The 13,327-nt window shown below is 72.4% G+C and carries 12 protein-coding genes and 1 pseudogene; 6 read left to right on the forward strand and 7 right to left on the reverse strand.

Going from position 1 to position 13,327, the window contains the following annotated elements:
- Positions 1-1,387, forward strand: a pseudogene (locus DEI91_RS16400) (hypothetical protein); the annotation flags it as partial.
- Between the two features lie 56 nt (positions 1,388-1,443).
- Here the strand turns inward: DEI91_RS16400 and DEI91_RS15740 are convergent.
- From DEI91_RS15740 to DEI91_RS15750, 3 genes are all read right to left on the reverse strand, one after another.
- Positions 1,444-2,010: a hypothetical protein gene (locus DEI91_RS15740; RefSeq protein WP_111053200.1), complete on the reverse strand. Its 567-nt coding sequence runs from the start codon at positions 2,008-2,010 to the stop codon at positions 1,444-1,446.
- A 54-nt stretch (positions 2,011-2,064) separates the two neighbouring features.
- Positions 2,065-2,640 carry a hypothetical protein gene (locus DEI91_RS15745; protein WP_111060903.1) on the reverse strand — a complete coding sequence of 192 codons (576 nt, stop codon included), beginning with the start codon at positions 2,638-2,640 and terminating at the stop codon, positions 2,065-2,067.
- Between the two features lie 76 nt (positions 2,641-2,716).
- Positions 2,717-3,574 carry a LysR substrate-binding domain-containing protein gene (locus tag DEI91_RS15750; RefSeq protein WP_111053202.1) on the reverse strand — a complete coding sequence of 286 codons (858 nt, stop codon included), beginning with the start codon at positions 3,572-3,574 and terminating at the stop codon, positions 2,717-2,719.
- Between the two features lie 123 nt (positions 3,575-3,697).
- Between DEI91_RS15750 and DEI91_RS15755 the strand changes: the two genes are divergently transcribed.
- Positions 3,698-5,023, forward strand: a complete 1,326-nt coding sequence (locus DEI91_RS15755; RefSeq protein WP_111053203.1) for an MFS transporter — start codon at positions 3,698-3,700, stop codon at positions 5,021-5,023.
- A 136-nt stretch (positions 5,024-5,159) separates the two neighbouring features.
- Here DEI91_RS15755 and DEI91_RS15760 read toward each other — a convergent pair whose 3' ends face one another.
- Entirely contained in the window at positions 5,160-5,807 is a 648-nt protein-coding gene (locus tag DEI91_RS15760; RefSeq protein WP_111053204.1) for an NAD(P)-dependent oxidoreductase, read from the reverse strand.
- Between the two features lie 113 nt (positions 5,808-5,920).
- On the opposite strand from DEI91_RS15760, the gene DEI91_RS15765 reads away from it, so the two are divergent.
- The 3 genes from DEI91_RS15765 (at position 5,921) to DEI91_RS15775 (ending at position 8,874) form a co-directional block, all read left to right on the forward strand.
- The gene (locus tag DEI91_RS15765) at positions 5,921-6,286 is read left to right on the forward strand and encodes a helix-turn-helix domain-containing protein (RefSeq protein ID WP_110901732.1); all 366 of its coding nucleotides are present in this window, start codon (positions 5,921-5,923) and stop codon (positions 6,284-6,286) included.
- Positions 6,287-6,335: 49 nt separating this feature from the next.
- A complete protein-coding gene (locus tag DEI91_RS15770) occupies positions 6,336-7,367 on the forward strand; it encodes an NADPH:quinone reductase (protein ID WP_111053205.1) in 1,032 nt (343 codons plus the stop codon).
- Positions 7,368-7,989: 622 nt separating this feature from the next.
- On the forward strand, positions 7,990-8,874 hold the full coding sequence (locus DEI91_RS15775; RefSeq protein WP_111053206.1) for a patatin-like phospholipase family protein: 885 nt from the start codon (positions 7,990-7,992) through the stop codon (positions 8,872-8,874).
- Between the two features lie 82 nt (positions 8,875-8,956).
- Here the strand turns inward: DEI91_RS15775 and DEI91_RS15780 are convergent, their stop codons facing one another.
- Positions 8,957-10,150 carry an acyl-CoA dehydrogenase family protein gene (locus DEI91_RS15780; RefSeq protein ID WP_220038107.1) on the reverse strand — a complete coding sequence of 398 codons (1,194 nt, stop codon included), beginning with the start codon at positions 10,148-10,150 and terminating at the stop codon, positions 8,957-8,959.
- Positions 10,151-10,213: 63 nt separating this feature from the next.
- Between DEI91_RS15780 and DEI91_RS15785 the strand changes: the two genes are divergently transcribed.
- Entirely contained in the window at positions 10,214-10,840 is a 627-nt protein-coding gene (locus DEI91_RS15785; protein ID WP_181439658.1) for a QsdR family transcriptional regulator, read from the forward strand.
- Between the two features lie 13 nt (positions 10,841-10,853).
- Here DEI91_RS15785 and DEI91_RS15790 read toward each other — a convergent pair whose 3' ends face one another.
- Entirely contained in the window at positions 10,854-11,294 is a 441-nt protein-coding gene (locus tag DEI91_RS15790) for a VOC family protein (RefSeq protein WP_111053207.1), read from the reverse strand.
- Between the two features lie 477 nt (positions 11,295-11,771).
- The coding region (locus DEI91_RS15795; protein ID WP_146244327.1) for an aldehyde dehydrogenase family protein at positions 11,772-13,327 on the reverse strand (1,556 nt) is incomplete at its 5' end.

The following is a 13,327-nucleotide window of genomic DNA, read 5'->3' on the forward strand; positions in this document are numbered from 1 at the left end:
GAACGCCGTCGTCCCCGACTTCCCGCCGACCCCCGAGCTGCTGCCGCCGGCTCCGACGTCGCCGAACGTCGACACCCTCCCCTTCTCGGCCGTCGCGGAGGCGCGTGCGACCGTCGGCGAGCTCGGACCGGCCGGGGCGACCGCCACACCGGCCGGCGCCCCGGACCCTGCTGCGGACGGCACCGCCGCTGGCGAGCCCCGCACCACAGGACGACACGGTGCAGCGCGTCGGAGCGCAACGGTTGCCCAGGCCTCCGCCGGGGCGATGGCGATGCCCGCCGCCCCCGTGGTCGGCGCGGCGCACACGCTCGCAGCGCCCGTCGGACCGCTCGCGGACGCCGGCGACGCCCGGTCCGCGGCGCCCGTGCCCGCCCCGGCAGGACCGGCCCCCACGCAGTCCTGGTCCGCGACCCCCGATGCCGGGATCCCGACCGCTCCGACGGCCGCCGGACGTGGCGCGAGCGTCGCGACGCCGGCCGCCCCGCCGGCGCCCGCGTTCCCCGTCGTGCCGGCAGCCGGACAGCCGCGGTTCTCGGTGCCCGGACTCGAACACGTCGTCGTCGAGGGCGGCGAGCCCGAGGCCGTCGGACCCATCGGGTACCGCACGCCCGCCCGCTTCGCCCGGCAGCAGGCGCGCGTGATCCCGCCGGCGGTCACCGCTCCGCCGACGTTCGACGCCGTGCTCGCCACCCCGGCGCCGACCACCGCCGCACCCTTCCCCGGTCCGGCGGCCGAGCCGCACGCCGTGGCGCCGGTCGTCCCCGCGGTCACACGGGCTCTGCCGTCCGTCGCGCCGGCCGCAGAGGAACCGGCGGAGACCGCCACGTCCGACGGCGAGGCGACCCACGCCCCGACCCCTGCCCGGGAGCACCGGAACGCCGACCGCAGCCGCGGCGCGAACACCCGTCGGGGCTTCCTGCCGAAGCGTCGTCCGGCCCAGCCGACGAAGGCGCGGTCCACCGCGGTCCCCGTCGCCGCCGCGACGACCGCGCAGCCGCAAGCCGCTCCGCCGGTGACGGGAGCCGACACGCGCCTCCAGGCCGGAACCGGTGCGTCCGCCACGCGCGCTCGACGTCCGATCGGCGCGACGCCGGGTGCCGTGCTCGGCGCCCTCGCCGGTCTCGGCACGCTCGGACTCGCGGCCTGGTGGTTCACCGCTCCTGCGACCGTGCACGCCGTCGGCGTCCTGCTCGGTGTGCTCGCGGTCGTGGTGTCCGTGGTGACGATGCGGAACCCCGCGTCCACCTGGCAGCGGCCCGTCGCCCTGCTCGGCACCGTGCTCGGCGCGGTCGGGACCCTCGTGTTGCTCTGGGCCGTCGCGTCCGCACTCGGTGCGCCGCTGCCGGACCTGACGGGCACGGGGGCCACGCCGACGATCGCGCCCTGACCCGCCCGCTGACTCGTCGAGCCCCACCTCGCCATGTGTCGGTCTCGGCCGGTCCCTCAGCCGGAGGACGGTGCGGCCGCGAACGCACGCAACGCTGCTCCGAGTCGGTTCACCTCCGATCGCGACGCGCTGGACACCATGAGAGTCGATCCGGAGAGCCGCACCGCGACAGGAGCAGTGACGGGGATGACGACGAGCGTCCTCAGCCCGGCGACCCACGCCGCCACGAGGTCCGGGAGGACCCCGTCGTCGAACGACATGTCGGCATCCACCGGTGCCACGGTCTCGAGCCACGTCTCGTAGGCGTCCTCGAGGTCGTCATCGATGACCCCGCGCCCCAGGTGCTCGGAGAGCCGTCCACGCCACGCACGTGCAGCGGCGACACCGTCGTCAGCGTCGGGCCGCGACGGAGGCCGTGCCGCGAGTTCGGCGATGGAGGCGGTCCACGCTGCCACCCAACGAGCATCGCCCTGCCCCCGGGGAGCCTCGTCGTGCCGGGCGGTGGTGGTCCTGGATCCGAGGAACAACAGCATCAGGAGCGCGTGCTCGCGCCGCTCCTCGGTGATGAGCATCTCGGCGGGCCAGTCACCGAACTCGTTCCGAGAGCCGTCACCGAACTGCACAGCGCATCGCCTCCGTCGAGGTCCCCCGCGCTCCGTACTCCTCGGACATCCGTGTCACCAGCTGCTGGTCGCTCGGCCGGCGTGGCAGATGGCTCCGTTCGAGAGCGTCGCGAAGGACCCGACGTCGATCTGGCCGAAACCGGAGCTCCATCCGTAGACGCTCTTGAAGTGCGTGGCACTCCAGCGGGATCCGCCGGCCAATCCGGAGAAGGGCTCGGCGTAGAGCTTCCCGACCCCCGTCGCCCCTGTCACTCCCCAGTGGTGTCCGAGGCTGGTTCCCTTCACCACGTAGCTGGTCTGGATGTTGATGCCCTGACGAGCCCGGTTCCTCGTGATGGTCAAGGTCGCGCTCCCGCAGTTCCCGCTCACCGTGTTCCGAGTTGCTCCGGACAGTCGTTGCTCATCGCGTGCAGCATCCGTCACCGGAACCGACATCTCCCTGCCGTCGGCCGCCTTCTCCACCCGGTACCCGTGCGCGGCTGCCACCGCTGGATCGAAGCTCGAAACGGTCATGGGGACGGTGTCGACCTCAGCCGCAGCGGATGCCGGCAGCGGACTCGATGCGACCGTGGCCAGCGCTGCTGCGAGCACGAGCACTCCGCTGCGGACCGTCCTGCTGGTTCGGATCATGTGCCCCTCCTCTGTTCTGGTATTCCAGATACTGGCACACCGGATCGACTCGGGCAACGGGACACACAACATGCCGTCACACAGCGCGGACGACACCCCGGGAGAGGATCGCGTTCGTCAGCGCCTCGATCGGCTCGCGCTGCACGGTCGGGTTCGCGATGAGGACGTAGTCCACCGCGGGCAGGTCCGGGAGCGACAGCCGCTGCGACACCTTCACGAGGTCGGCCGGGATGAGCGAGTGCGGGAACACCGCGACGCCGATCCCCGCCCGCACCGCCGCGAGGACACCGTTCACGTCACGGGTGTTGCAGGTGATCCGCCACGTGCGCCCGGCGGCCTCGAGGGCGTCGATCGCCATCTGCCGGCTGATGCTCGGCGCCTGGTACGCGATGAGCGGCACCGGGTCGTCGGCCTCGAGGGCGATGCCGTCCTGGGCCATCCACACCATCTGGTCCGAGGCGACCCGGGTGCCCTCGGCGGACTCCCCGGCCGTGCGCTTGATGAAGACGAGGTCGAGCTGTCCCGCGTGCACCCGGCGGAGGAGCGGCGCGGACTGGTTCACGGTGAGCTCGAGGTCGACCTGCGGGTGCAGCTTGCGGAAGTCCCGGAGGATCCGCGGGAGCTGCGTGATCGCGAGGTCGTCGGCGGTGCCGAACCGGAGCCGACCGCGGGCGGCCACCCCGGAGAAGTACGCGTCCGCGGTCGCGTGCGCCGCCAGGATCGTCCGGGCGAACCCCGCCATCGCGTCGCCGTTGTCGGTCAGCCGTACCCCCCGGGTGTCCCGTGCGACGAGGGTCCGGGCGACCGCGGACTCGAGCCGACGCACGTGCTGCGAGACGGTCGGCTGACTGATCCCGAGTCGGACGCCGGCCTGCGTGAAGCTGCTCGTCTCGGCGACGGCGAGGAAGGTCCGGAGCAGGACGGGATCGAGCACGGCTGGCCCTTCATTCGACATCGCAATGGAGTGATGTCGATCATAGGAGGATCGAATGGGCCGCGAGCGGTTAGTTTCGATCGGGTACCGTTCCCGCCTTCGACAGCCGGAGTCCCCCACACCGTGCGTCCGTCACCGACGACCGTCCACCCACCCACCGAGCCGCTCCCGATCAGCACGACCCCGCCCCCGTGGCGGCGGTCCTTCATCGCGCTGTCGGTGCCGAACTTCCGGCTCTTCACCGCCACCAACCTCGTGGCGATGACCGCCGGGTGGATGCAACGGATCGCGCAGGACTGGCTCGTCCTCCAGCTCACCGGCTCGGTCGCGCAGGTGGGCATCACCGTCGCCTGCCAGTTCGCGCCGATGCTGCTGTTCGGGCTGCTCGGCGGGGTCTTCGTCGACCGGTACTCGAAGCGCGCGCTGATGATGATCACGCAGGGCGCCTTCGCGGTGCTGTCCCTGCTGCTCGCCGTCCTCACCCTGGCCGGGGTCGTGGAGGCGTGGCACATCTGGGTGATCGCGTTCCTGGTCGGCATGGTCACCGTGATCGACAACCCGGCGCGGCAGGTGTTCGTCACCGAGATCGTCGGGCACCAGCACCTCCGGAACGCGATCAGCGTCAACTCCTCCGTGTTCCAACTCGGTGGCATGATCGGCCCGGCTCTGTCCGGTGTCCTGCTCGTCGCCGTGGGAGCCGGGTGGTCGTTCGGCATCAACGCCGTCGCATGCGTCGCGGTGGTCGTGACGCTCGGGTTCCTCCGCGTCTCCGAACTGCACCGCACCCCGTCGGCTCCGAGGTCCAAGGGGCAGCTCGTCGAGGGCCTCCGCTACGCCGCCGCGAAGCCGACGATCATCGTGCCGGTGATCCTGGTGGCCTTCTTCTCGGTGTTCGCGCTGACGATGCCGGTGCTGCTCTCCGCCTTCGCGTCGACGGTCTACGAGGTCGGCGCCGGCGGCTACGGCCTGTTCAACTCCGCCGTCGCGGTCGGTGCGCTGACGGGTGCGGTCCTCTCCACCCGCCGCGCGACGGTGCGGCTCCGGACGATCGTCGGCGGGGTGTTCTGGACCGGAGTACTGCTCGTCGTGGCAGGGTCGACGCCGACCATCGCGCCGTTCACCGTGCTGCTCGTCGTCGTCGGCCTGTCACAGCTGCTCTTCCAGACGGCGTCGAACTCCCTCGTCCAACTGTCCTCGAACGTCGCGATCCGCGGGCGCGTGATGTCGCTCTACGTCCTCGTGCTGCTCGGCGGGCAGGCGGTCGGCGGTCCGCTGATGGGCCAGGTGGTCGACCGGTTCGGCGCACACGTCGGGATGATGGTCGCGGGCGGCGTGCCGGCCGCGGCGGCCGCCGTCATCGCACTCGTCTTGGCGCGACGCGGCGGTCTGCACCTCGAGGTGCGTATGCGTCACCACCTGCCACTGCCGACCATCGTCGGCAACCGCTGACACCACGGACGGTGGGCCCACGCCGCCGGTACCGGACCGACGCGCCAGCGGCGGGACGGCCGTGCCGGTGGGGAGGCCCGTGACCAGCTTGGCCACGGGCCTCCCGTCCGGCACGTGGCGACGCGGACAGCTGCGCTCAGTAGGCGACGCCGAACCGCGCCTGGTGGTGCTTCGGCTCCTCGATCTCGTCGACGATCGCGATCGCGTAGTCGGCGCCCGAGATGTCCGAGTTGCCCTCGGCGTCGGTGAGGAGGACGTCGTCAGAGGTGCGGTACGTGCCGCGACGCTCGCCGGGGTTGTAGCTGCCGAAGGCGGCGGCGGGGCTGACGTAGAACCAGTCGACGTCGGTGTCCCCGGCGCGGAGTGCCTCGAGGACCTGGCCGTGGCTCTTCGCCTCGCCCTTGAAGGCGTCGGGGAACTCGGCCGTGTCGTAGAGCGCCGGGCCGCCCTCGGCGACGAGCAGCGAACCGGCGCCGCCGACGATGCCGAGTCGTGCACCGGCAGCGGCCGCGGCGTCGACGAAGTGCTGGAACCGGTCCTTCAGCTCGGTGCCGTCCGACTGGACCGCGTGCAGGGCGACGATGACGACGTCCGCGTCCTTCGTGACCTCGGTGACGAAACCGGCGTCGAACGCGTCCCCCTGCGCGAGCGTGAGGTGCTCGGCGTCGTCGAGCTTCGTGGTGTCACGCGCGACGGCGACGACCTCGTGCCCGCGGGAGAGGGCTTCGCGGACGATGGCGGACCCGGCGTAGCCGGTGCCTCCGAAGACGACGATGGTGGACATGCGAGCTCCTTCGTGGTGGTGGTGCCGACGCGATCGCGCGCCGTGCCACTCACTGTACGGGTGTTACTCTCTCCGAGTAAGTAGGCACCTCGTGGTGCGTGACGGAGGTCGGGATGAGCGCGCTCGAGTACAGTCCCTACGCGGCGGACTGCCCCTCGCGGCAGCTCCTCGACCGGATCGGGGACCGCTGGAGCGTGCTGACGATCGGCGCCCTCGCGGACGGGCCTCGTCGGTACTCCGCCATCGCCACCCGGGTGCAGGGCGTGTCGCAGAAGATGCTCACGCAGACGCTCCGGGCCCTCGAACGTGACGGCTTCGTCACCCGGACGGTCTTCCCCGAGATCCCGCCGCACGTGGAGTACGAGCTCACCGACACCGGCCGGTCGCTCCGCGCCGTGCTCGTGCCGCTCGAACAGTGGGCGATCGACCACATGGACGGCGTCGCCGAAGCGCGCTCGGGATACGACTCCCGCTCCTGACCACACCTGGTCTGGAATCGTCGCGGACCGCGGGTGGTTGCGTGGAGGCATGCGATCGATCGTCTACTCCCAGCCCGGAACGTCCGCCGTCCTTTCCCTCGCCGACCGTCCGGTCCCCGAGCCCGGTGCCGGTGAGGTCCGCGTCCGCGTCGTCGTCTCCGGGGTGAACCCCACCGACTGGAAGGCCCGACAGGGCGGCACGTACGGCGACGGCCTGCCGTTCCCGGAGATCACGCCGAACCAGGACGGCGCCGGCGTCGTCGACGCGGTCGGCGACGGCGTCGAGGGCCTGTCCGTCGGTGACCGCGTCTGGCTGTTCATGGCCGCCGCCTCCCGTCCGACGGGCACCGCACAGGAGTTCACCGTCGTGCCCGCCGCCCGCGTCGTGCCGCTGCCCGAGGGTGTTTCATTCGACGTCGGTGCCAGCCTCGGCGTCCCGGCGATGACCGCGCACCGGGCGCTCACCGTGCACGAGGACGGCCCCGCGCGCCTGTCTCCCGGTGCCCTGTCCGGCAAGGCCGTGCTCGTCGCCGGCGGCGCTGGAGCCGTCGGGCACGCCGCCATCCAGCTCGCCCGGTGGGCCGGCGCCACCGTCATCGCCACGGTCAGCTCGGACGACAAGGCGACCCTCGCCACCGCAGCCGGCGCGCACCACACCGTGAACTACCGCGAGGACGGCGCCGCCGACCGGATCCGCTCGATCGCCCCGGACGGCGTGGACATCGTCGTCGAGGTGTCGATCCCGGCGAACGCCGACCTCGACGCCGCGGTCCTGGCGAACCACGGCGTCGTCTCGATGTACGCGGACAACGGCGGAGACGCGGCGTCGATCCCGGTGCGGCCGAACATGGGCATCAACGCGCGCTACCAGTTCCTGCTGCTGTACACGATCGGCGACGCCGCCCTCGCCGCGGCCGCCGAGGACATCACCGCCGCGCTGCGCGACGGCGTCCTGCCGGTCGGCGAGGAGGCCGGGCTCGCGCTCATCCGCTTCCCGCTCGAGGAGACCGCCGCAGCCCACGACGCCGTGCAGGGCGACGCCGTCGGCAAGGTGCTCATCGACGTGCAGACGGCCGAGTAGGCGCCGGCGCGGCTCGGCGCGGCGGCGTGGGGCGGCGCCGCACAACAGAACCGGCTCGAACCGCGGATTCCTGCGGTCCGAGCCGGTTCTTGTTGTGCGGATCCGACCGACGCCAGGTCGGTCGGACCCGCCACCGAGCGCCCGCGCAGCGCCGCCGGCCGCGGCGCGGTCGCCCGCGGCGCGAAGCGGCGCCGCCGGCCGCGGCACGGTCGCCCACGGCGCGAAGCGGCGCCGGCCGCGGCACGGTCGCCCACGGCGCGAAGCGGCGCCGCCCAACAGGAACCGGCCCGAACCGCGGATTCCCGCGGTTCGAGCCGGATCCTGTTGTGCCGGTCCGACCGGCGCCGCGACGGCCAGCGGGCCGGCCAGGGACTGGACGCGGTCCGAGTCCTGTTGCGCCGGTCCGACCGGCGCCGCGACGGCCAGCGGGCCGGCCAGGGATTGGACGCGGTCCGAGTCCTGTTGGGCCGGTCCGACCGACGCCGGGACGGCCAGCGGGCCGGCCAGCGTCCGGACGGGAGGGACGGGGCGGTGGTGATCCGGGCCTCCCGTCCGGCGGGCGGTCGCGTCCGGCGGGACGGACTCCGTACGTGTTCATCGACGGACCCGGTAAGCAGGAGGCATGACCGACGTCGCAACGCCCCTCCCCACCCCCACGCCCGGAACCAGAGCAGTCGTCCTCGGAGGTGGTGGCGTCGCCGGCATCGCCTGGGAGCTCGGCGTCCTGTCGGCCCTCGAGGACGCCGGGGTCGACCTCGGTGCGGCGGACCTGGTGGTCGGCACGAGCGCCGGCAGCGTCGTCGGCACCTTCCTCCGCAGCGGCGGCGTGCGCGGTGCCTACGAGCAGCAGCTGAGCCCGCTCCCGACCACGTACGAAGAGCCCGCGCGCGTCGATGCCGCCGAGTTCGAGCAGCGCTTCGCGGCGGCACTGCAGGGAGCCACCTCGGAGCAGGACGCCCGTGCGCGTCTCGGAGCCGCCGCGCAGCAGGTCACCTCCGGACAGAGCGACGACGAACGCGTTGCGACCTTCCGCGACACGCTGCCCACGACCGAGTGGCCGGAGCGGCCCTACGCGGTGACCGCGGTGGACGCCGTCGACGGGACCTTCCGCGTGCTCCGCGCCGAGGACGGCGTGCCGCTCGAACGGGCCGTCGCGGCGAGCTGCTCGGTTCCCCTGGTGTGGTCGCCGGTGCGGATCGACGGACACCCGTACATGGACGGCGGCATGCGATCGGCGTCCAACGCGGACGTCGCGGCGGGACACGAGCGCGTGCTCGTGATCGCCTGCAGCCCCGAGGGGCCGTCGCCGCTCGGACCGTGGCTCGACCGTGCGGTCACCTCGTTGCGGGACGCCGGTTCGCAGGTCGAGGTCCTCGTCGCGGACGAGGCGTCGCAGCGGGCCTTCGGGACGAACTCGCTCGCGCTGTCGACGCAGCGGCCGTCGGCGGAGGCCGGGCGCGCGCAGGCCGAACAGGTGGTGGAGCGGATCGGCGCGTTCTGGGCCTGAGCTGACGACCGGGCGACGAGCGACCGGTGCCGGGCCGACGACCGGGCGGCGGCGGTCCTCCGCTGCCGCCCGGGTCGGCCGGTCAGACGAACGCGGCCTGCCCGGTGACGGCGCGGCCGACGATGAGCGTGTTGACCTCGCGAGTGCCCTCGTACGAGTAGATGGCCTCGGCGTCCGCGAAGAACCGCGCGACGCCCTTGTCGAGGACGATGCCGTTGCCGCCCTGGACCTCGCGACACCAGCCGACGGTCTCGCGCATCTTCGCCGTGGCGAACGCCTTCGCCATCGCCGAGTGCTCGTCGCCGCCGAGGCCCTGGTCCTGCAACGCGGACGCCTGCGTGCACAGGGCGATCGACGCGGTGATGTTCATGAGGGACTTCACGAGCAGGTCCTGGATGAGCTGGTGCGACGCGATCGGCTTGCCGAACTGCTCGCGCTCCCGGGCGTAGCGCAGGGCGGCCTCGTAGGCGCCGACCGAGATGCCGACGGCCTGCCAGGCGACCTCGGTGCGGGTCAGGCGGAGCACCGCAGCCGTGGACCGGAACGAGTCGGCGCGCTGCAGGCGACGAGCCTCCGGGACGCGGACGTCCTCGAGCGTGATGTCCGCGTTCTGCACCGACCGGAGGGCGATCTTGTCCTCGATCTTCGTCGCGGTGAACCCCGGGGTGTCGGAGGTGACGAGGAAGCCCTTGACCTGGTTGTCCGCCTCGTCCTTCGCCCAGATGACGACGATGTCAGCGAAGGTGGCGTTGCCGATCCAGCGCTTCGAGCCGTTGAGCACCCAGGTGTCACCCTCGCGCCGGGCGGTGGTGCGGAGACCGCGGGCGGAGTCGCTGCCGGAGAGCGGTTCAGTCAGTCCGAACGCCCCGACGACCTCGCCCGAGGCCATGCGCGGCAGCCACTCCCGCTGCTGCTCGTCGCTGCCCGCGACCGCGATCGAGTTCATCGCGAGACCGGACTGCACGCCGATGAAGGTCGCGACGCCGGCGTCGACCCGACCGAGTTCGAGGGCCGCCCAGCCGCGGTACACCGCAGAGTTCTCGAACTGCCGCACGAGCGGCACGCCGGGGCCGTACATGCCGAGCTCGGCGAGCGGTGCGATGACCTGCGTCGGGAACTCCGCGCGCGCCCAGTACTCGTCCGCAATCGGGGCGACGTCGCGCTCGAGGTACTCGCGGAGCTTGCCGAGGGAGGCGCGTTCCTGGTCGGTCAGCTGCTCCTGGAACCGGTAGAAGTCGGATTCCAGCAGGGGCATCTGCGCAGCCGTCATTGACATGACCCCAACGATGCATCATTCTCGGAAACGTTGCAAGACCGGAACGACGACTCTGGGGGAACCGTGAGCAGGCAGGCACTCGGCGCACTGGGCTCGGCGCTCGTCCCGAGCGCGCTCGCCACCCGCCTGGAGGCCCACCCCGACGCCCAGCGAGCGTTCCGTTCCGCACGTCACGCCTTCATCGACGGCGCCCGCATCGACATGGGTGCCCTGGCGGCCTCGCTCGGCGTCGACCGGACCTCGCTGTTCCGGTGGGTCGGCAACCGCGACCAGCTGCTGTCCGAGATCCTCTGGTCGCTCGCCGTCCCGACACTCGACGCCGCGGGCCGTGCGGCGGCACCGTCGGGAGCGGCACGCATCGTCGACGTCCTCGACCACTTCACCGCGGACCTGATCCGTGCGCCGTACTTCCGTGCGTTCCTGACCCGCGAGCCGGCCCGGGCACTGCGACTCCTGACGACGACGGACAGCGAGGTGCAGCGCCGGTTCGTCGCCGTGGTCTCGACCCTGGTCGCCGCCGAGCAGGAGTCGGGGGCCTTCGACCCGGCACCACTCTCCCCCGAGGAACTCGGTCGCCTGCTCGTCCGCGTCTCGGAGTCGTTCACCTACGCGGACCTGATCTCGGGCGAGACCCCGGACCCCGAGCGGGCACGCACGACGTTCGAGTACATCCTGCGCCCCGTGCGGTGACCGCCGCGGGTGGTCAGCTGCGGACGGCCGCCAGTTCCAGGTTGATGTCGTCTGGGTCCTGCACGGACAGGATCACCATCCCGGCGTCGCCGAGGTCGGTCACCTCGCCGTGCTCGACACCGGCGGCGTCGAGCCGCGCGGCCGCCTCGTGCAGTTCGTCGACCGACCCGACCGAGAAGCTCACGTGGTCGAGACCGACCGTGTCCGGGTCGAACCGCTGGCCGCTCGACGCGACGGGGCGGAGGCCGAAGAGCTGGTCCCCGACGGGGAAGATGCAGCCGCCGTAGAGCCGCTCACGGTCCTCGGTGATCCCGGGCTCACCGGCGTGCTCGCTGAAGTCCATCGCGGGCTCGACGCCGAACAGCTGCTGGTAGAAGGCCTTGCTGCGGGCGATGTCGGTCACGGTCACGCGGACGTGCGCCAGTGCGATGGGGCGAGCGATCGGGTCGGTCATGTGGGGCTCCTCGGGTGTCACCGGCAGGGTGGCCGGGTCGTCGTCGCTGTACGACGTGGATCCGAGGCAACGCCCGACACCTGATCGTGCGCACCGACCGTGCGGCGAGCGGACAGCTCAGGCCGACGGGCCGGCACCGCAGCGGCTCAGCGGCTCAGCGGCTCAGCGGCTCAGAGGAACCCGTCGTCGTCGGGGAAGGAGCGGGGCGCTCCGTGTCCCGTGCACCGGTCACGACGACGGACGCCGCGGAAGACCTCGCGGACGTGCTCACCGCACCCGGTCCATGACGCCTTCCCACACACCAGGCACTGCACCGACTCACACATGCACCCGTTGTACCGAGGGGTCGCCGGGGGCGGGCACGGACAGCGCTCACCGGTCGGCCGGGCGTCACCCGCCGCACCGCAGAACGGACACCGCACCGCGTGGAAGCGCGGTGCGGTGTCCGTCCTGGTGCGTCGCGCCGGCGGGCAGCCGTCAGATGAGGTCGTCCGACAGGTGGTTCGGCGTCCCGAAGCGGTGCGCCGTGATCGACACCGCCTGCTCACGGAGGAACGGCAGCATCTCGATGCGCCCGGCCTCGGTCACCGGCTCGGCGTACACGGCGACGTCCGGCCGACCGTCCGTCCCGACAGCGAGCGCGGCAGCGTCCTCGGCGATGAGTCGGACGCGGGTGGAGGGGCCGGCAGCGATCCGGGCGGCGAAGGCCTCGTCGGACTCAGTCTGCCGCACCGACTCGACCACCGACAGCCCGCGGAGCGCGGTGGCGACCGCCTCCGGGAGCGCAACGGCCATGGAGACCTGGACGGGCGTGCCCGCCCGGAGTGCCGCGGCGACGACCCGCACGAGGTCCTCGATGGTGCCCTCGGTACCCAGGCGCACGTGGACTCCCGGGAACGGCAGGTACCGGAAGACGTTGCGCTCGGCCGAGAGTGCGGACACGTCAGCCGCGGTCCCGAACTCCGAGGTCCAGGCGAGTTCGTCGGACGCGACCGCACGGTCGACCGACTCGGACGCGACACCGGTCGCCCGGACGAAGGCCGACACCGCCGACGACGGCGTCGAGCCAGCGCGGGCGACGGCGGACTCCCACGAGCCGAGACCGACCAGGTAGTTCACGCCGCCGGCCTTCGTGCCGGCGCCGACCGCCGACTTCTTCCACCCGCCGAACGGCTGGCGGCGGACGATCGCGCCGGTGATGCTGCGGTTCACGTAGAGGTTGCCCGCCTGGATGCGGCGGAGCCAGGTCCCGATCTCACCCGGGTCGAGCGAGTGCAGGCCGGAGGTCAGACCGTAGTCGACCTCGTTGACGATGTCGATCGCCTCGTCGAGGGTCTCGGCGACCATCACGCCGAGGATCGGGCCGAAGTACTCCGTGCGGTGGTACTCCGAGCCCCGCCGGACGCCCTGGCGGACACCGGGGCTCCAGAGCTTGCCGGTCTCGTCGAGCTGCTTCGGTGCGATCGCCCAGGACTCCCCCGCGCCGAGCGTCGTCAGGCCGTCGAGCAGCTTGCCCGATGCCGGTTCGATGATCGGTCCCATCTGGGTCGTCGGGTCGGTCGGGTAGCCGACGGTGAGCGAGGACACCGCGTCGAGGAGCTGGTTGCGGAAGCGCTTGGACTTCGCGACCGAGCCGACCATGACGACGAGCGACGCCGCCGAGCACTTCTGCCCCGCGTGCCCGAAGGCCGAGGCGACGACGTCCTTCACCGCGAGGTCGAGGTCCGCCGACGGGGTCACGATGACCGCGTTCTTGCCGGAGGTCTCGGCGAGCAGCGGCAGGTCCGGACGGAAGGACCGGAACAGCTCGGCCGTCTCGTACGCCCCGGTCAGGATGACCCGGTCGACGAGCGGCGACGCGATGAGGTCCTTCCCGAGCTCGGACTCCTCGACGTCGAGGAACGCCAGGACATCGGCCGGCGCACCGTGCGCGTCGAGGGCCGTCTCGATGACCGACGCCAGGACGGCGCCACTGCGGGCGGCCGGCGGCGCGGGCTTCAGCACGACGGCGGACCCGGCGGCGAGGGCGGCCA

Source organism: Curtobacterium sp. MCBD17_032 (assembly GCF_003234855.1).
Taxonomy (GTDB): domain Bacteria; phylum Actinomycetota; class Actinomycetes; order Actinomycetales; family Microbacteriaceae; genus Curtobacterium.